An 18499-nucleotide genomic window follows, 5' to 3' on the forward strand; every position below is an offset into this window, starting at 1 on the left:
AGTAGACCAAACAGTCTAAAAGTTAACCCTATTATTGCAGAGTAACGATATCATGCAATTACTTAATGGACACTATCAGCTTCGTGTTGCAGAGCCTTCAGATATTCCTGAAATCATTCAATTGTTTGCACAAGCCTTTCGTTTTAAATTGAATGCTTTTAATATTGATAGTGCTCACCCTAAACAGAGTCAGCAATTAGAAGCCATTTGGAATACACTAGCGTGTAAAAAGAATAACCAACAATTTGTTGTCACCGAGAATGAAAAGATAATTGCAACATTTAGTTTAGTCACAAAAGAAGCTCAACTTATGTCAAATTCTTTTGCTAAAACACCTTTCTCTAATTATTGGCGCTATGGCATTACTCATTATATTAAGCAAAAAATTTTCTTTTCATTATTTGATTATACGCCAAAAGAAAATGAAGTTTATTTAGCTCATATTGCTGTTTTACCCACTTATCAAGGTCATGGTATCGCTTATGCAATACTTCAATGGATATCGCAATACAGTAAAGATATTCTGAAAAAAGTATATTTATCACTTTATGTGGATACTCATCATAAAGGTGCTCTTTATTTATATCAAAAAGATGGGTTTTATATTGAGAGAAAGGAATCATCGCGCCTAACACAATCTATTTTTCATATTCAACATTGGTATTATATGTTGAAAAAAATCAACTAAAGGCAAATTCGATATCACTATTAGCATCAATATATGGATTAAAAGCACTGAAAAAAAGATATCACTATAATTATAAACAGTGCTTTATCCTTAACAACATGAGCTATTTATCTTTTGCAGTAAGTTCTTGTTGTTAATGCGGTTAATACATGATCACGCCATTCTTGGTTTATTTGTAGATAATTTTTTGCATAGCCTTCTCGTTCAAAACCATGCTTCGCCAATAAATTACCACTACGTAAATTATGAGGCATATAATTCGCCATAATACGATGCATACCTTGCTGGCGTTGCATATAACGCAACGTTTCAGTTAATGCCTCAGACATATAACCTTTACCTTGCCATTTCTCACCTACGGAATAACCTAAAAAACAGGCATTAAAGGCACCACGCATCACATTACTGTAATTAGCCACACCAATAATTTCATCTTCAGTTGGTGTTAACAACAAAAAATGAAATGCACTTTCTTGTCGATGTAATTCGTTCATATATTGCAAACGATGTTCCCAACCGGAAGGCAAATAATGTGTTTTATCTCTTAAGGGTTCCCATGGAATTAAAAAACGACGATTTAATGTATAATAATCAGCCAATTTTTCCGCATCTCGTTCATAAGCTAAACGAATTATCATTCTTGTCGTTTCGAAACGAATTTTAGGAACTCCACCACGATAACCAAACATTGCGATCCCATTATCCTTTGATATAAATAAGCCTAATTCTGAAGTAACTCTTCTTATTCTGCCACTAACCTTAATAAAAAAATATCATCTTTAATTTACTAGGAATTATGCACATTTAGAGACAGAATAGTCGAAGAAATAAATTATTTCATTCCCCCCTTATTTTATTTAAATTATTTGCTTATTGATGGTGAGTAATGGCACTGGTAACACAAGCCCGTACCTTGGGTAAATACTTCCTCCTAATTGACAATATGTTAGTTGTCTTAGGTTTTTTCGTCGTTTTTCCTCTGATTTCTATTCGTTTCGTCGAACAATTGGGTTGGGCTGGTGTTATTGTCGGTTTTGCATTAGGGCTTAGACAATTAGTCCAGCAAGGCCTAGGTATTTTTGGTGGCGCCATCGCAGACCGCTTTGGTGCAAAACCAATGATAATAACTGGAATGTTATTACGTGCTTTAGGTTTTGCTTTAATGGCAATGGCAGACCAACCGTGGATACTTTGGTTATCTTGCATTTTATCTGCATTAGGGGGAACGTTATTTGATCCACCTCGCACAGCCCTAGTTATTAAATTAACCCGTCCTTATGAACGTGGTCGTTTTTATTCTCTATTATTAATGCAAGATAGTGCAGGAGCAGTTATTGGGGCGCTGATTGGTAGCTGGTTATTATTATATGATTTTCATTTAGTATGCTGGGTTGGTGCTGGTGTTTTTGTTATTGCTGCTTTATTTAATGCTTGGTTATTACCTGCTTACCGCATATCTACTACCAGAACACCGATTAAAGAAGGGCTAAATCGTGTATTACTGGATAAACGTTTTGTCAGTTATGTCTTAACGTTAACAGGCTATTTTGTATTGTCTGTTCAAGTCATGTTGATGTTCCCTATTATCGTTAACGATATCGCTGGTACTCCCACAGCAGTAAAATGGATGTATGCCATTGAAGCATTACTCTCTTTAACCTTGCTCTATCCTATTGCGCGCTGGAGTGAAAAACGTTTCAAATTGGAACAGCGTTTAATGGCAGGCTTATTTTTAATGAGCATCAGCATGTTTCCTGTTGGAATGATCCATTCATTACAAGGCATCTTCTTAATTATTGGTTTATTTTATCTCGGCACGATCACTGCAGAGCCTGCGCGCGAAACATTAAGTGCCTCCCTGGCTGATCCTCGCGCTCGTGGCAGTTATATGGGATTTAGTCGCTTAGGCTTGGCCTTTGGTGGCGCAATCGGATATACCGGTGGTGGATGGATGTACGATTTAGGTAACCAATTTGATATGCCTGAATTACCTTGGTTCTTATTAGGTACGGTAGGATTAATAACGCTTTACGCACTACATCGCCAATTTAATCGTAAAAAAATAGAAACAGCCATGCTTACTCCTTAGATATCAGGTAAACTTTTAGTTATCAATGATCAAGGAGTGTTTATGAAAGCTATTCTTCTAACAACCATATTATTACTAACAAGCTTTGTGGTGGGTTGTGATCAGCTCAAGCAATTTGATGTAAGTGAAAATTTGATTAATGACTATATTAGCCGGAAAACAAATCTTCAAAAACATATTGGTGAAGATGAAGTTGTATCCGCTGATATCAAGTTAAGTAATCTTTCAATCCAAATTGGTCGTACAGAGCCGGGTAAAATTAACCTTTCAGGTACTGCCGATCTGAAAATTAATTCATTTTTTGGTAAAACAAGTGCCAAAGTTGATCTTACATTATCAGGTCAACCTTCTTATCAAGCCGATCAAGGTGCGATATACATAAAGTCCATGACTATTGATAGCTATAAAGTATCACCAGAAAAAATGGATGCTGTCGTTGTCGCATTAAAGCCTTATTTAGATGCCACCATTGCTACGTATTTTGATAATCACCCTGTTTATATCCTCAATCCTGAGAAAAATAGCGCTGAAGCCGCGGCATTTAAACTGGCAAAAGGCATTGAAGTTAAACCGGGTAAATTCGTGATCCAACTCTAATAGTTACGTGAGTTGATTAAAAATATTTATCGACATTAATGAGAAAGGCAAACCTAATGGTTTGCCTTTTTTATGAATAGTAAAATACCTTTGCAAAGAAAATAAGATATTACTCTGCTTCAGTATCTTCACTCTTTTCATCATCAGAAAGCTCTTCACGTAATGCCGATAACGCACCACGCGCAATTGCGGCTAATGTACGATAAAAACCACTTGTTGCGTGAGCTTCCACTTTACCAAGAAATGCCCCAGCCCAAGGTAATAAGTATTCATCAAATAACTGTATTTGAGCTAATACTTCATCTTCTGCTGAATTATCTTCCAGCCATGAAGCAGCAAGTAATAAAGCGCCAAAACTGTCTGTTGCATTCTCAGTAACTGGCATACCTCTTGCAATTAAGAATTGACGAACATCGTCTTCTTTGATCTCTTCGTAATCATGAGCATAAATAGATACAGCAGGCGCCTCTCCACCAAAAAGAGATTGGTAATCAGCTTCAACAATAGCCAAATCTTTGACACTATTTTTTAATGTATTAAATAACTCGTCTTGCTCCAATGGCCATAACTGGCTCAATTTTCCTTCACCAACCATTTTAATAATTGGCGCTAAAATAGGATCATTTGGGTCACGTTGAAATAATGTGCCTAAAAGTCGGCAAACTATTGAGAATTCATTCATTGTATTTTTTATCCTAAAAAGTTTCGCGTTATTGTGCGTTTAACGACAAGAAAATCAACTTTTTTCTTTTTTATGATTATAAGTATTAATTTAACCAAAGGGAGCTTTTAAAACAGAAAAAGCGCGCTCTTAATAATTAAGCTTTTGCTTAATATAAGAAACGCGCCTAATCCCATGCTACTTATCTTTTAAAACAGTTTTATTATAACGACTTTAAAACTCTTTTATGACAACAGCATTTTTGTTGCATTAGTTAACTTGCAATATCAAGAAAATTATCTCTTACACCATTGACTCGAAACCACCCAGCAATACTCACTCGCTCTTTATTAGTAGGGAGCACTTCATGAGGAAATTGTTCTGAAAGGAAAACAACTAAACGCCCTCCTTTTGGTGTGATTGTCGCAAGTTCGTTATCCTTTAAATCATAGATAACTAATTCGCCACCATCTTCGGTTGTCCAATCCTCATTAAGATATAACACTGTGGTTAAACGCCGAGTTACATTTTCTTTAAAAGCATCCAGATGTTTTTTATAAAATGCTCCTTTCTCATAACACGCAAAATGTGCTTCGTATTCAAATAGTCCTAAATAAAACTCTCGATTAACAGCACGTTGAATAGACTCCATTTGCATTAAATAATGTTGTACTGGTTCACCCATTTTTGGCTCTAGCCAACTTATTTTATCGCTACGTATTGTTGTTTCTGCTTGACGATTTTCATGACGACCAATACGAGCTTGTTGTGCATTGTCACCAAAACAAGTGCGTAGTTGTTGAACAGCTTCTGGTGTGAGGAAATCATCCCATACACACCATCCTTTCTCTGCTATTTGCTCAAGAAGTTCTGCTATATTCATAGGTATATTGTCTGATAAACATGGGAAACTACTTTATATCACCAAGTTGACTAAAATGACAATTTAATAAACTTATCTTTTCAATAACACCAATTAATTAGAGTTTAATTCTAAAAAAACCACAAAGACACACAGTGTATTCTTCTAGCATTAAGAGTAAAAGCGGTTTCTGTTTAAACGAATAAATTTATATTAATAATATTTATTTTTAATAAATTTAAATTTTATATTTATTAATATTAAATGTTATTTTTAATAATATGTTCCAAGCATTGATAATAATTAATATATATCTTTTTTTACAATTAAAATTTTATGGATTTATATAACACACTAAAAATGTAATATTATTTAATAATTAGAGATAAAAATAGGCGATAAATATAAATTTTATCGCCCACTTTCTAAAATCAAAATATAAGAGAAAGAAACTTAATAGCCACTATCCATATCAACCACACCAAAAGGAGTCTCTCCTTTTTCAATTCGTTGAATATTTTCAACTATAGTATCCATTGCAATATTTGGAATGGTAAAGGCCGCGATATGTGGTGTAATAGAAACTCGAGGATGAGTCCAGAATGGATGCATACCTGCTAAAGGCTCTTGAGCAAAAACATCAAGAGTTGCATCAGCAATGTATCCTTGGTCTATCGCTTCTAATAAATCTTGATCAACTAAATGTGCACCACGAGCAAGGTTAATTAAATAGGATGAAGGTTTAAGTTGTTCAAAAAGAGAAAAATTTAAAATACCATGAGTTTCCGGTGTATAAGGTAATAAGTTAATCAGTAAATTACTCTCTTTAAGGAAGTCATTAAGTTGCTCTTTACCATAAAAACTTTCAACATTCTTAATTTGCTTTTCACTACGGCTCCAGCAACGCACTTTAAAACCTAGTTCAGCGAGTTTAGTCGCGACACTCCCGCCTAAAGCACCAGCACCTAAAACACCAATCACAAAATCATCATAAGAGTGAGAAGGAAGCTGTTTCCATAAACGTTGTGATTGTTGGCGTTTATAATCATCCATACGACGAAAATAATACATTACTTTCGCAATCGCATATTCTTGCATTTGAAGCCCCATTCCGGTGTCTTCCAAACGCATAACAGGAACACCTGTTGGTAATGTGCCAGGCTTTTGTTGTTCTTGTTTTAAAATAGCATCAACACCCGCTCCTAATGCAAAAATACCTTTAAGGTGATTGCGACTTGCAAGCATTTCATAAGGAGGAAGCCAAACCATAGCATAATCAGCAGGTTGATTATCGCCTGGTTCCCAAATGCGTATATTGGCATTCGGCAAACGCGCCTTCATACCGTTGATCCATGTCTCTGCGTCAAAAAAAGGATGATAATAAATAATATTCATTGTGCCTTCCTCCAGCATTTTTATCATAGGGTGCGAGGGTTACGTTCTGATTTCAAGTCTCTTTGAATAAGTTGTTAATAAAAATGTTGAGAATGTTAACCAGTTAACGAAAATCTCAATTCTTTTTTCAATACGCTAACCTATTGCGTGAATTGGTTTACTACATAATTTGTCTAGCATTTGTGCATATTGTTTTTTATTTGACTGCTTGATACAAAAGTTAAAAGAAAAATGCATTTAGCTGTTGACGCTTATGCTCCTTTTCCCTATAGTAGCGCCCCGTTGAGAGATGTTAAGTACATATCCAACAACAATACGGTGAGATGTCCGAGAGGCTGAAGGAGCACGCCTGGAAAGTGTGTATACGGCAACGTATCGAGGGTTCGAATCCCTCTCTCACCGCCATATTCTAAGATAGAGCCTAATTTTTTAATTAGGCTCTATTTTTTTGTAGAAAAAATATCAACTTTCATTCTAGTTATTTTTTCTCGCTTCCATCTATAGCCCATTTAAACTCATTTTTCGATACTATTTCTTTAGTATACAACACCCACTTATTTTATTTTGGCTTAATCGTTTTATTTAATAATTTTTTATCAGTTAACAATCTCTAATAATTAATTTTTAATGATCAAAAATAGCTTATCTAGTTGCTATTTAACTCTATTCGTATTTTTATGACAGAAAACGACTTTTATTATCTCTCTATAAATGACATTTATTCTAAAATAAAACGCTTTTTATAATTTTAAAATAAATTTAAACTTTATTTTCAAGCAAGCAACAGAATAAATACAATAAGATACATTGTATTATCTCTTTACGTTAACTTATTAGTTTAATTGATTTAATTTTCACTAAGCTTTAAGATATACATTAATAATTTGATGTATCACATTATTATCAGCGAATAAAAGCGATATCCTCTCTTTTCCTTATCGCCGTTATTCGGCATCTGACTTCTTATTTTGGTTTAAGCCTAAATGAAAACTCATAAAGTTAACCGGGTTCGCCCCTTTAGTGCATTTATTGATGCATGTGTAAAAGAGCCTTACTCTTTTGCACGTTTATTAAAAGATATTATTGCAGGGATCACCGTCGGAATTATCGCGATACCATTAGCCATGGCACTGGCAATTGGTAGCGGTGTTCCTCCGCAATACGGTCTTTATACCGCAGCTATTGCCGGTATAGTCATTGCTGTTTCTGGTGGCTCTCGCTACAGTGTTTCAGGCCCCACAGCAGCTTTCGTTGTAATACTTTATCCGGTATCTCAGCAATTTGGTTTAAGTGGTTTATTGATTGCCACATTAATGTCTGGCGTTATTTTAGTTGTTATGGGATTAGCCCGCTTTGGTAAACTCATTGAGTATATTCCTGTTTCTGTAACACTGGGATTTACCTCAGGGATTGCTATCACCATTGCGACCATGCAAATAAAAGACTTTTTTGGTCTTGAGATGGCGCATGTACCAGAAACTTATATCGATAAAATTATTGCCTTAGGTTCTGCATTACCTACCATTCACCTTGGTGATACGCTTATCGGCTTAACAACACTGTTTGTTTTAATCTACTGGCCAAAATTAAATTTACGCTTACCTGGGCATTTACCCGCTTTAATCGCGGGTACTGCAGTAATGGGTATTGTGAATATGTTCGGCCATGAAGTTGCAACGATTGGCTCGCAGTTTAGTTATCTACTTCCAGATGGATCAACTGGACAAGGTATTCCACCAATACTGCCTCAGTTTGTTTTACCTTGGAATTTACCAAGCACTGGGGCATCTCTTGAATTAAATTGGAGTACAGTTTCTGCTTTGTTACCGGCGGCTTTTTCAATGGCAATGTTAGGTGCAATCGAATCGTTACTGTGTGCCGTTGTGCTTGATGGCATGACAGGTAAAAAGCACCACTCTAATGGTGAATTACTAGGACAAGGTGTCGGTAATATTGTCGCCCCTTTCTTTGGTGGTATAACAGCAACTGCAGCGATTGCACGTTCAGCAGCTAACGTCCGCGCAGGTGCAACATCACCAGTTTCAGCGATTGTTCACTCATTGTTAGTGTTATTAACTTTACTGGTATTAGCCCCATTTCTTTCATATTTACCTTTAGCCGCAATGTCAGCACTACTGTTAATTGTTGCATGGAATATGAGTGAAGCGCGTAAAGTTATTGATCTCATTCGTCACGCTCCTAAAGATGATATTATTGTCTTAGTATTATGTTTATCACTCACCGTTCTCTTTGATATGGTCATTGCCATTACTATCGGTATTGTATTAGCTTCACTGTTATTTATGCGTCGTATTGCCAATATGACCAAAATAACTGAATCTCCTTATACCGATGATGATAAACAATTATTAGTTGTGCGTGTTAATGGCCCGCTATTCTTTGCAGCTGCTGAGCGTATTTTTAATGAATTACGTGAGCGTAGCAAAGGTTATAAAACCGTTATTATGCAATGGGATGCTGTGCCAGTCTTAGATGCAGGGGGCTTACATGCCTTCCAACATTTCGTAACTGATGTCAAACATGATACTCATGTGATTGTGTGTGATATTCCCTTCCAACCTTTAAAAACGTTGGCAAGAGCAAGAGTCACGCCTATTGAAGGAGAACTTAATTTTTATCCTTCATTACAAAAAGCATTGGATGATTTGGAATTAATTCAGTAGTTATTTAAATTTTTCAGATAAAAAACCAACGCCTTTAATTAATATTAAATAAAGATTAAAGGCGTTTTTTATTATGATTAATTATAAGATTTAATTTGAGAAATTATTAGTTTCAACATTTATTCTTAATATAAGAAATAATTTACTTAATAAGGAATAAACGCATTACCAATCCCGCTTCCTTGCACACCCTTTTTTAATAAATCTTGATAAAGTGCATTCATTCCCAACCAGTGATTTTCACACCATTCAGGGGCAAGTAAGGTCGGTTTTCTGGCGCTAGCACACACACGGTGATAAATCATTTCAGGAGGAGTATGGCGGATCATCTCACCCGCGGTATAAACATATTGTTCTTGTGTCAATGCATTAATACGTCCTGCTTTCCATGCTTTAGCTATTGTACTGCCTTCAACAATATGCAAAGGATGTAATTTAAGCCCATCAGTGCCTGTTTCTACCACTCGTTCTAATGTCTGCATATTAAGCAGATGATCTTCTCGTGGTAACCCGACAATAAGGTGCGTACACACTTTTAAACCACGACGACGAGCCTCTCGCGTTGTCGCTTGATAACACTGAAAATCATGCCCACGATTAATGTGTTTCAATGTTTTATCATGAGCTGTTTGTAAACCCAGCTCTAACCACACTTCATAGCCTTGATCGCGATAACCTTGCAATAAATCCAATACACTAACAGGAACACAATCTGGCCGAGTTCCTACACATAACCCTACCATATCTGCTTGTAATAGTGCGGTTTCATATAAAGTACGTAAGTATTCTACTTCGGCATAAGTGCTGGTATAAGCTTGGAAATAAGCTAGGTAACGATGTGCTCGGTTAATATTTTTGGCTTGTAACGCTATTTGTTCTTCTATCGAATGATATTGCGTTTGTTCATCAGCAAAAGAAGAGACATTACAGAAAGTACAGCCACCTCGTCCTAATGTGCCATCTCGATTAGGACAGTTGAAACCGCCATGGAGGGTGATTTTATGGATCTTTTCGTGATAACGGCGCTGAAGATCAGCGCCGAACATATTCACTACCGTATGCAGTTGCATAACAATTTTATTTGCTGGTATCTAACTCAGGGAAATTTTTTACTAAGTCATCAATGGCTTTAATTTGCGCTAAGAATGGCTCTAATTTTGCTAATGGTAAAGCAGATGGGCCGTCGCAACGTGCATTATCTGGATCTGGGTGAGCTTCAAGAAATAATCCTGCAAGACCTACCGCCATACCTGCGCGTGCTAATTCAGCGACTTGCGCACGACGGCCACCCGATGCAGCACCAAATGGGTCACGACATTGTAATGAATGCGTTACGTCAAAAATAACAGGTGCGCCCTGAGAAGCTTGCATCATGACATGAAAACCTAACATATCTACAACCAAGTTATCATAGCCAAAGTTACTACCACGATCACATAAAATAACTTGGTCGTTACCGCCTTCTTTAAACTTATCGACGATATTTCCCATTTGGCCTGGGCTAACAAACTGAGGTTTTTTTACGTTAATCACAGCACCTGTTTTTGCCATTGCTTCAACAAGATCGGTTTGACGCGCTAAAAATGCAGGTAACTGAATAACGTCAACGACTTCTGATACAGGTTGAGCTTGCGCTGATTCATGAACATCCGTAATAATTTTGACACCAAAAGTCTCTTTTAACTCTTGGAAAATCTTCATTCCTTCTTCTAAACCTGGACCACGATAAGAGTGGATAGAAGAACGGTTTGCTTTATCAAAAGAAGCTTTGAATACATAAGGAATATTCAGCTTTTGAGTCACAGTGACGTAGTGCTCACAAATACGCATGGCTAAATCGCGCGATTCTAATACATTCATGCCACCAAAAAGCACAAATGGTAGGTCGTTTGCTACCTTGATATCACCAATATTCACCACTTTATGTTGCATATTTATCCCTATACTGTTTGTAATGTACTGTGTTAATCAAGTACGTTGCGTAAACTTTTAATGTAGAACAACTGGATTTTGCTCTATCGAATGAATTTGAATTTTGATCATTTCTGAAATTGGATCTTCGGGACATTGCTCAACAAAATAGTTTAAGTCGGAAATGGCCACATGATGACACTCTAACTGAGCAAAAATCAGTCCACGATCACGTATCTCATAGGGATCTTCAGGATCAAACATTAATACCGTTTCACTGGCTTTTAACGCTTGTTCCATATTCTTTTCTTCCATTAAAGACACTTTCAAGGTATCTAGCAGCTTGCGAATAATGGAGCTGTATTCTGATTCTTCTAAATCGGCCTCTAGTAACACCGAATTATTTCCTACATTCCCTTTTAACCAAACTTCTAAGGTATGTTGTGATAGATATTCGCCATTTATTGGGTTTAAAAATAACGTTTTTTCATTGGGAATATCTATTCTGATGATAAGTTGTGTAGGAAAAATAACAGGAGCTAACGGCAGGTTTAACGCTTGTGCGATATAAATAAGAATCGAACCTAGTGAAACAGGAGAACCCACATGTGTCGCTAATACTTTATCTAACCATAAAGTATCGGAAAGACAATATTTACCACTTGCACCACTAAAGTGCCACTGCTTATAAAACAGTTTTAGTAATGCTTCTATTTGTTCTTTGATGTTTCCTTGCTTAGGAATTTCAGCTTCTGCTTGCTCAACAAGTTGTGCTAGTTGATAACCAACAGAAGTGGTCGGAAAATCAGGTCGAATAGCCTGAGAGATAAGGATCATGCCCTTCACTAAAGGGGCTTTATTAAATTCGTAATCAGCTATGGTTTCTATCATAATTCCAACGACCTACTGTCACTCGCTCATTACCGCCATAATCACGGAAAGTTTCCACACAGCAGTAACCCTTATCAGTAAAAATTTTGCGAACACCTTCACCTTGCTGCCAACCGTGTTCCAGTAATACCCAGCCATTATCAGTTAAAAACTGACGGGCGGTTTCGATGATAATTTCGATATCAGCAAAACCGTTATTACCAGCGACTAACGCGGTTAAAGGTTCAAAACGAACATCCCCCTGATGAATATGCTCATCATTTTCATCTATGTAAGGAGGATTACTAATTATCATACCAAATTGATACCCAGAGAGTGAACTAAACCAGCAACTTTCCATAAATTCTGTGTTGTTTAATGCTAAGCGGGTCGCATTCTCTTGCGCTAACGCCACGGCTTCGGCTTGAAAATCCACACCAATAATATGGCAATCAGGGCGCTCTGATGCCATAGCAAGTGCAATAGCCCCCGTTCCCGTTCCTAAATCAAGAATAGTTGTTGGCACTGTTGGCAGTTTTTCTAACGCTTGTTCAACAAGACATTCGGTATCAGGTCGAGGAATTAATGTTGCAGGTGAGACTTTTAAAGGCAGTGACCAAAATTCTCTTTCGCCTACTAAATAAGCGATAGGTTCACCTTTAATACGTCGAGTAAGTAGTTGCGATAATTGTGTTAATTCATCTTGTGAAAGCAACGTTTCATTAAAAGCCATTAAGTACGTTCGAGCACGTTGTGTTACGTGCCCAAGTAGAATTTCAGCATCACGTTTAGGGCTGTCACTTTCAATTAATTGCAAGGCTGCTTGACGCAGCCATTGTTCATAATTCATTAATTTAACTCAGAAAGTGCAGAAAGTTGGTCCGCTTGATACTCAGTGACAATAGGCTGAATTAGAGGATCTAATTTTCCTTCCATCACTTCATCTAAACGATAAAATGTGAGGTTGATACGGTGATCTGTAACTCGCCCTTGTGGGAAGTTATACGTTCTAATACGGTCAGAACGATCACCAGAGCCTAATAAGTTACGACGTTCAGACGCTTCTGCTTCTTGACGTTTTTGCATTTCAGCAGCACGAATACGCGCACCTAATACAGACATCGCTTTGGCTTTATTTTTGTGCTGTGAACGCTCATCCTGACATTCCACCACAATACCCGTTGGAATATGCGTGATACGAATTGCAGAATCAGTGGTGTTAACGTGCTGACCACCCGCACCTGACGAACGGAATGTATCAATACGCAAATCGCTTGGACTAATATCAGGTAACTCAGCTTCTGGCACTTCAGCTAATACTGCAACCGTACAAGCCGAGGTATGAATACGACCTTGAGATTCGGTTTCTGGTACACGTTGAACACGGTGACCGCCTGATTCAAATTTCAATACCCCATAAGCGCCATCACCCACTACTTTTGCAATGACTTCTTTATAGCCACCATGCTCACCTTCGTTAGCATTCATGACTTCAATACGCCAGCGACGTGATTCTGCATAACGGCTATACATACGGAATAAATCACCCGCAAATAATGCGGCTTCATCCCCTCCTGTTCCTGCTCGAATTTCAAGGAAACAGTTAAATTCATCATCAGGATCTTTAGGCAATAACAGCACTTGTAACTGTTGCTCTAAATCATCGTTTAGTGCTTGCGCTTCTTTCAGCTCTTCTTGCGCCATCTCTTTCATTTCAGGATCATCAAGCATCATTTCTGCTGCTTCGATGTCGTCTTGCACTTTCCGCCATTGACTAAAACAAGCCGTGACGTCGGTTAATTGAGAGTATTCTTTTGAAAGCGCACGAAAACGCTCCTGAGAGGCAATCACATCGGCTTCTGACAGAAGTGCCTGAATTTCTTCATAACGCTCTTGTAGAGCTTCCAACTTAGCGACAATAGAAGGCTTCATTCGTAGATTAAGATCCTGTTAGACAAAGTTAATTATGGGTAATACCCAAACTTTCACGTAATAGATTCAGGCGTTCAATATCACCATCACTGGCAGCCTGTTGAAGAGATTTCGTTGGTGTGTGAATTAGACGATTCATCAATTGATGTGAGAGTTGCTGAATAACTTTTTCTGCATCTGCTCCATTTTGTATCAATGTGATGGCTTTTTCTGTCATTTCTGCACGTAACATTTCAGCGCTATCTCGATATTCTCGAATCGCACCCACGGCACCTTGCGCTCGTAGCCAATCCATAAATTGTCCACTTTCTTGTTGAACAATATGTTCGGCTTGAATAGCAGCCGCTTGGCGTTGTTCGCGGTTATGTTGAATAATCGCTTCTAAATCATCGACACTATAAAGGTAGACATTATTGAGTTTTTCAACATCTTGCTCAATATCTCGTGGAACCGCAATATCCACCAGCAACATAGGTTGATTGCGACGTTTTTTAAGCGCCCTTTCAACCATCCCTTTACCAATAATAGGCAAAGGACTTGCAGTAGAACTAATAACAATATCAGCTTGTGATAGACATTCATCAATCTCTGATAATGTAATAACATCCGCATCGACTTCATTGGCTAAACGCTGAGCACGCTCTTTAGTTCGGTTAGCAATAATGATTTTTTCAACTTGATGCTCACGAAGATGACGAGCGACTAATTCTATAGTTTCGCCCGCGCCGACCAATAAAATAGTCAAAGAGGATAACGATTCGAAGATTTGACGCGCTAAAGTACAAGCGGCAAAAGCAACAGAAACGGCATTGGCACCGATTTGTGTCTCTGTTCTCACTCTTTTCGCAACTGAAAAAGACTTCTGAAACAAACGTTCCAGCTCTGAAGAGAGCGAGTCATAATTTTGGGAATCGGCAAAGGCTTTTTTAACTTGCCCTAAAATTTGAGGTTCACCTAATACAAGAGAATCTAAACCACTTGCCACTCGCATTAGGTGGCTGACAGCTTGATTATCTTGATGCCAATAAACACTATTTTTCAGCTCACTTGGCTCTATTTGGTGATATTGACATAACCAGCGAATAAGCTGTTCATGGCTATTTTCTTTGTCTTCCATACTTAAATAAAGCTCAGTACGGTTACAAGTGGACAGCACAACACCACCTCTGACAGCAGGTTGCTGTAAAAGGTTATTTAAGGCATCACCCATGGTATCGGGAGAAAAAGAAACTTTCTCACGTAAAGCAACGGGGGCTGTTTTATGATTAATACCTAATGCTAATAACGTCATATCAACTATATCGAGTTATGAATAAATACCGCCTCGCGACTTGACTTAGTGTAAACCTAAAACAGCGCATTTAGTATGGACTCTTCATTTCCGCCATTCTACTTGATGAACAGATTCAATAAAAGAGCTTACTTGAGTGATAGGAGATTTCTATACACAATTTAACGAAATATCGTTATATCATAAGGTTTATGATACTCTTTTTTTTAACTAATAACGAATTAAAGGAATGTCTCAGCTATGCGTTCACGCTTTTTTTCAACCAAACAACTCCTGCGTATCATCCCGCTTACGGCGTTGTTGCTGAGTGCCTGTAATCTAAATCAGATAAAGACACAAGGCTCTGCGTCTGATAACGATGTGCAATGGCAAGCTCGCCAACAAGCATTAAAGAAAATTTCACAATATGAAACTCGAGGTGCTTTTGCTTATATCGAAGATACAAACAAAACCTATGCCCGATTCTATTGGCAAGACAAAGCAGATGAGCGTTATCGCTTATTGCTTACCAATCCTTTAGGCACAACAGAACTCGATTTAAATGTCATGCCAGGTGTCATTGAAGTTACTGACAATAAAGGTAAAAAGTATTATAGCGATAACCCAGCGGAGATGATTTATCAACTTACTGGCATGGTTATTCCACTGAAAAATCTACGTGCTTGGCTTGTTGGTTTACCCGGTGATGCAACTAATTTTGAGTTAGATGCAAATCACTTATTAAAATCTGTCACATTACCCGCCGCCGAAGGTGATTGGCTTGTGACTTACCAAGCTTATGATTCAAGCATTACCCCTAACCTGCCACAACGTCTTGAGTTAAAACAAGGCGAACGCATTATCAAATTAAAAATGGATAACTGGGATATACAGCAATGACACTAAGTTGGCCTTCTCCTGCCAAATTAAACCTTTTTCTCTATATCACAGGGAAACGCCCCGATGGTTATCATAATTTACAAACGTTATTTCAATTTTTAAATTATGGCGACACACTAACTGTTACTCCTCGTGATGATACCCAGTTAACTATCTTAACGCCAATTGATGGCGTAGAAGATAAAGATAATTTAATTATTAAAGCTGCTAAACTACTGCGTGATTATTGCCAACAACATCATATTCCTTTGAAGTATCACGGTGCAGATATCAGTATTGATAAAAAACTTCCTATGGGAGGTGGCTTAGGTGGAGGTTCATCTAACGCCGCAACCACATTAATTGCACTTAATTACCACTGGCAAGCGGGTTTAAGTGATGAAACATTAGCCGAATTAGGGGTAAATTTAGGGGCTGATGTTCCTGTTTTTGTAAAAGGTCATGCTGCGTTTGCCGAAGGCGTTGGTGAAATTTTGACCCCAGCGGAGCCAAAAGAGCAATGGTATTTGGTCGCACACCCCGGAATTTCCATTCCAACCCCGACAATCTTCACAGATCCAGAATTAAAACGTAATTCTCCTATTCGCTCTCTTGGCGCATTATTAAAGGCTCCGTTCGAAAATGACTGTGAAATGATCGCAAGAAAACGTTTTCGTGAGGTTGAATATCTGCTTTCGTGGCTGTTAGAATATGCACCGTCACGCTTAACTGGGACAGGTGCCTGTGTGTTCGGTGAGTTCGGATCACAAGTTGCCGCTAGTGAAGTGTTAATTAACGCCCCTGAGTGGGTGCATGGGTTTGTAGCGCAAGGCGTCAACATTTCTCCTCTGCATTTATTCCGCTCAAGGATACCTGTGTTATTGCACCCGTAAGATGATGTTTACAAACCCTATGTTCATAAACACGTTCTTTACAGGTCAACAATATCTCTCTCTGGACGCAAGCCTGAGGTTTTTCTCGTGCCCGATATGAAGCTTTTTGCTGGTAACGCAACCCCGGAACTGGCTCAACGTGTTGCCAACCGACTCTACACTAGCCTAGGAGACGCGGCTGTAGGTCGTTTTAGCGACGGTGAAGTCAGTGTGCAAATCAACGAAAACGTACGTGGTGGTGATGTATTTATCATTCAATCAACCTGTGCACCTACTAATGATAATTTAATGGAATTAGTGGTCATGGTTGACGCATTACGTCGAGCTTCCGCTGGTCGTATCACTGCTGTTATTCCTTACTTCGGTTATGCCCGTCAGGATCGCCGTGTTCGTTCAGCCCGTGTTCCTATTACGGCAAAAGTTGTTGCGGATTTCTTATCTAGTGTAGGCGTAGACCGTGTTTTAACCTGTGACTTACACGCAGAACAAATCCAAGGGTTCTTTGATGTACCGGTTGACAATGTCTTCGGCAGCCCAATTCTTTTAGAAGATATGCTTCAAAAAGATTTGGACAACCCTATTGTTGTTTCTCCAGATATTGGCGGTGTTGTTCGCGCTCGTGCTATCGCTAAACTGCTAAACGACACTGATATGGCTATCATTGATAAACGTCGCCCTCGTGCTAACGTTTCTCAAGTTATGCATATTATCGGTGATGTTGCTAACCGCGACTGTATCCTTGTTGACGATATGATCGACACAGGTGGTACATTGTGTAAAGCAGCTGAAGCGTTGAAAGAACGTGGTGCTAAACGCGTATTTGCTTACGCAACTCACCCAATCTTTTCTGGTAATGCTGTTGAGAACATCAAAAGCTCTGTTATTGATGAAGTGGTTGTCTGCGATACAATTCCATTGTCAGCAGAAATCAAAGCATTAAATAAAGTCCGTTCATTGACTCTTTCAGGCATGCTGGCAGAAGCAATTCGCCGTATTAGCAATGAAGAGTCAATCTCTGCGATGTTTGAACATTAATTTGTAATAACATTCATTGCAATTTGAGATAACTAAACCCGCTATAGCGTTTGTTATAGCGGGTTTTTTGTTATCGTTTTCCAAAAATAAGGTAGTTTAGACAATAAAAAAACCCGCTATAATATCAACGGGTCTATTGGTGTGTATTACATTCATAATGATAGCGGTTATTCACTTAATACCAGTTTATCTTAAACTTAGTTATTATTTTTTATCTATTCTGATATTAATGGTATTAACAATATTATGGATAACGGTGATTATCATGGCGACGATAACGCTCATCATGATTACGTAACCACCAATATCTTTCTGCTATTGTTTCTCTACCACCGATACGGGCACCAGCTAGCCAAACCAGAGCACCAATAAAAATCCCCATTAAAGAGATATCTGCTAAAAATTCAGGCAATCCTAATGGGAATATATGACTAAGAAGCGTATAACCAAGACTACCGAGCATCACGACCATCCCCGTAGCCATACATAAATTACCAACTGCAAATGCATGTTTATATTTCATGTTGCACCTCCAAGCGCGTCGTCAGACGATTCAACAACAAAATACATCGAATAACTTTTATTCATTGTGGTTATTATAGCCATAAATCCTAAAAAGGTATTGTCGAAGCGATCACATCGTTCTGATATTTATTGACAAATCTTCACAAAAAATGTGTTTTTTTCTTTTCAATGTAGAAAATAACACTGTTTTTATCGTTTTCGCTCTTTT

At 38.0% G+C, this 18499-nt stretch carries 18 protein-coding genes and 1 tRNA gene; 8 read left to right on the forward strand and 11 right to left on the reverse strand.

All coding sequences use genetic code 11. From position 1 onward, the window contains the following. The first annotated feature begins 52 nt into the window (after window positions 1-52). A complete protein-coding gene (locus LG402_RS10800) occupies window positions 53-688 on the forward strand; it encodes a GNAT family N-acetyltransferase (RefSeq protein ID WP_227335354.1) in 636 nt (211 codons plus the stop codon). 107 nt (window positions 689-795) lie between these two features. On the opposite strand, the gene rimJ is transcribed toward LG402_RS10800, so the two are convergent. Next, a complete protein-coding gene (rimJ, locus tag LG402_RS10805; RefSeq protein WP_166541099.1) occupies window positions 796-1377 on the reverse strand; it encodes a ribosomal protein S5-alanine N-acetyltransferase in 582 nt (193 codons plus the stop codon). A gap of 197 nt (window positions 1378-1574) precedes the next feature. Between rimJ and mdtH the strand changes: the two genes are divergently transcribed. Together mdtH and LG402_RS10815 are read left to right on the forward strand one after the other, a co-directional pair. Continuing rightward, the gene (mdtH, locus tag LG402_RS10810) at window positions 1575-2777 is read left to right on the forward strand and encodes a multidrug efflux MFS transporter MdtH (protein WP_109407572.1); all 1203 of its coding nucleotides are present in this window, start codon (window positions 1575-1577) and stop codon (window positions 2775-2777) included. Between the two features lie 42 nt (window positions 2778-2819). After that, window positions 2820-3374 carry a lipoprotein gene (locus LG402_RS10815; RefSeq protein WP_227335355.1) on the forward strand — a complete coding sequence of 185 codons (555 nt, stop codon included), beginning with the start codon at window positions 2820-2822 and terminating at the stop codon, window positions 3372-3374. A 109-nt stretch (window positions 3375-3483) separates the two neighbouring features. Here LG402_RS10815 and LG402_RS10820 read toward each other — a convergent pair whose 3' ends face one another. From LG402_RS10820 to ghrA, 3 genes are all read right to left on the reverse strand, one after another. After that, the gene (locus LG402_RS10820; protein WP_227335356.1) at window positions 3484-4056 is read right to left on the reverse strand and encodes a molecular chaperone; all 573 of its coding nucleotides are present in this window, start codon (window positions 4054-4056) and stop codon (window positions 3484-3486) included. A 253-nt stretch (window positions 4057-4309) separates the two neighbouring features. Then, a complete protein-coding gene (locus tag LG402_RS10825) occupies window positions 4310-4918 on the reverse strand; it encodes a 2OG-Fe(II) oxygenase (protein ID WP_166541097.1) in 609 nt (202 codons plus the stop codon). Window positions 4919-5350: 432 nt separating this feature from the next. Next, window positions 5351-6292: a glyoxylate/hydroxypyruvate reductase GhrA gene (gene ghrA, locus LG402_RS10830; protein ID WP_166539993.1), complete on the reverse strand. Its 942-nt coding sequence runs from the start codon at window positions 6290-6292 to the stop codon at window positions 5351-5353. Window positions 6293-6609: 317 nt separating this feature from the next. Between ghrA and LG402_RS10835 the strand changes: the two genes are divergently transcribed. Further along, a tRNA-Ser gene (locus tag LG402_RS10835) sits at window positions 6610-6697 on the forward strand. A 578-nt stretch (window positions 6698-7275) separates the two neighbouring features. Continuing rightward, window positions 7276-8976, forward strand: a complete 1701-nt coding sequence (dauA, locus tag LG402_RS10840) for a C4-dicarboxylic acid transporter DauA (RefSeq protein WP_072068232.1) — start codon at window positions 7276-7278, stop codon at window positions 8974-8976. 146 nt (window positions 8977-9122) lie between these two features. On the opposite strand, the gene LG402_RS10845 is transcribed toward dauA, so the two are convergent. Genes LG402_RS10845 through hemA form a run of 6 tightly spaced genes read right to left on the reverse strand, consistent with a single transcriptional unit; the run spans window position 9123 to window position 14980 of the window. Beyond that, window positions 9123-10046, reverse strand: a complete 924-nt coding sequence (locus tag LG402_RS10845; protein ID WP_227335358.1) for a TIGR01212 family radical SAM protein — start codon at window positions 10044-10046, stop codon at window positions 9123-9125. 7 nt (window positions 10047-10053) lie between these two features. Beyond that, entirely contained in the window at window positions 10054-10908 is an 855-nt protein-coding gene (gene kdsA, locus LG402_RS10850; protein ID WP_166539995.1) for a 3-deoxy-8-phosphooctulonate synthase, read from the reverse strand. Between the two features lie 57 nt (window positions 10909-10965). Next, complete coding sequence (sirB1, locus tag LG402_RS10855) at window positions 10966-11775, reverse strand: invasion regulator SirB1 (RefSeq protein ID WP_166540030.1); 810 nt, start codon at window positions 11773-11775, stop codon at window positions 10966-10968. Further along, window positions 11759-12607, reverse strand: coding sequence for a peptide chain release factor N(5)-glutamine methyltransferase (gene prmC / locus LG402_RS10860; RefSeq protein WP_166539996.1), 849 nt, complete (start codon window positions 12605-12607; stop codon window positions 11759-11761). Before prmC ends, sirB1 begins: the two co-directional genes overlap by 17 nt. Then, window positions 12607-13689: a peptide chain release factor 1 gene (gene prfA, locus LG402_RS10865; protein ID WP_072064034.1), complete on the reverse strand. Its 1083-nt coding sequence runs from the start codon at window positions 13687-13689 to the stop codon at window positions 12607-12609. The genes prmC and prfA overlap by 1 nt, the downstream gene beginning before the upstream one ends. 28 nt (window positions 13690-13717) lie before the next feature. Further along, window positions 13718-14980, reverse strand: a complete 1263-nt coding sequence (gene hemA / locus LG402_RS10870) for a glutamyl-tRNA reductase (RefSeq protein ID WP_166539997.1) — start codon at window positions 14978-14980, stop codon at window positions 13718-13720. Between the two features lie 240 nt (window positions 14981-15220). On the opposite strand from hemA, the gene lolB reads away from it, so the two are divergent. The 3 genes from lolB to prs all read left to right on the forward strand — a co-directional run bounded on the left by lolB (window position 15221) and on the right by prs (window position 17766). Further along, complete coding sequence (lolB, locus tag LG402_RS10875; protein ID WP_166539998.1) at window positions 15221-15859, forward strand: lipoprotein insertase outer membrane protein LolB; 639 nt, start codon at window positions 15221-15223, stop codon at window positions 15857-15859. Next, window positions 15856-16731 carry a 4-(cytidine 5'-diphospho)-2-C-methyl-D-erythritol kinase gene (gene ispE, locus LG402_RS10880; protein ID WP_227335359.1) on the forward strand — a complete coding sequence of 292 codons (876 nt, stop codon included), beginning with the start codon at window positions 15856-15858 and terminating at the stop codon, window positions 16729-16731. Before lolB ends, ispE begins: the two co-directional genes overlap by 4 nt. An 87-nt stretch (window positions 16732-16818) precedes the next feature. Beyond that, window positions 16819-17766 (forward strand): ribose-phosphate diphosphokinase, encoded by a 948-nt coding sequence (gene prs / locus LG402_RS10885; protein ID WP_036912921.1) that lies wholly within the window; start codon window positions 16819-16821, stop codon window positions 17764-17766. Window positions 17767-18010: 244 nt separating this feature from the next. Here prs and ychH read toward each other — a convergent pair whose 3' ends face one another. Further along, the gene (gene ychH, locus LG402_RS10890; RefSeq protein WP_072068239.1) at window positions 18011-18289 is read right to left on the reverse strand and encodes a stress-induced protein YchH; all 279 of its coding nucleotides are present in this window, start codon (window positions 18287-18289) and stop codon (window positions 18011-18013) included. Window positions 18290-18499 lie beyond the last annotated feature (210 nt).

Source organism: Proteus sp. NMG38-2, assembly GCF_020640995.1.
Lineage (GTDB): Bacteria > Pseudomonadota > Gammaproteobacteria > Enterobacterales > Enterobacteriaceae > Proteus.

Bases quoted from the DNA above. Each gene is read 5' to 3' on its own strand.
- LG402_RS10800 (WP_227335354.1), top strand. From the start codon at position 53: ATGCAATTACTTAATGGACACTATCAGCTTCGTGTTGCAGAGCCTTCA.
- rimJ (WP_166541099.1), bottom strand. From the start codon at position 1,377: ATGTTTGGTTATCGTGGTGGAGTTCCTAAAATTCGTTTCGAAACGACA.
- mdtH (WP_109407572.1), top strand. From the start codon at position 1,575: ATGGCACTGGTAACACAAGCCCGTACCTTGGGTAAATACTTCCTCCTA.
- LG402_RS10815 (WP_227335355.1), top strand. From the start codon at position 2,820: ATGAAAGCTATTCTTCTAACAACCATATTATTACTAACAAGCTTTGTG.
- LG402_RS10820 (WP_227335356.1), bottom strand. From the start codon at position 4,056: ATGAATGAATTCTCAATAGTTTGCCGACTTTTAGGCACATTATTTCAA.
- LG402_RS10825 (WP_166541097.1), bottom strand. From the start codon at position 4,918: ATGAATATAGCAGAACTTCTTGAGCAAATAGCAGAGAAAGGATGGTGT.
- ghrA (WP_166539993.1), bottom strand. From the start codon at position 6,292: ATGAATATTATTTATTATCATCCTTTTTTTGACGCAGAGACATGGATC.
- dauA (WP_072068232.1), top strand. From the start codon at position 7,276: ATGAAAACTCATAAAGTTAACCGGGTTCGCCCCTTTAGTGCATTTATT.
- LG402_RS10845 (WP_227335358.1), bottom strand. From the start codon at position 10,046: ATGCAACTGCATACGGTAGTGAATATGTTCGGCGCTGATCTTCAGCGC.
- kdsA (WP_166539995.1), bottom strand. From the start codon at position 10,908: ATGCAACATAAAGTGGTGAATATTGGTGATATCAAGGTAGCAAACGAC.
- prmC (WP_166539996.1), bottom strand. From the start codon at position 12,607: ATGAATTATGAACAATGGCTGCGTCAAGCAGCCTTGCAATTAATTGAA.
- prfA (WP_072064034.1), bottom strand. From the start codon at position 13,689: ATGAAGCCTTCTATTGTCGCTAAGTTGGAAGCTCTACAAGAGCGTTAT.
- hemA (WP_166539997.1), bottom strand. From the start codon at position 14,980: ATGACGTTATTAGCATTAGGTATTAATCATAAAACAGCCCCCGTTGCT.
- lolB (WP_166539998.1), top strand. From the start codon at position 15,221: ATGCGTTCACGCTTTTTTTCAACCAAACAACTCCTGCGTATCATCCCG.
- ispE (WP_227335359.1), top strand. From the start codon at position 15,856: ATGACACTAAGTTGGCCTTCTCCTGCCAAATTAAACCTTTTTCTCTAT.
- ychH (WP_072068239.1), bottom strand. From the start codon at position 18,289: ATGAAATATAAACATGCATTTGCAGTTGGTAATTTATGTATGGCTACG.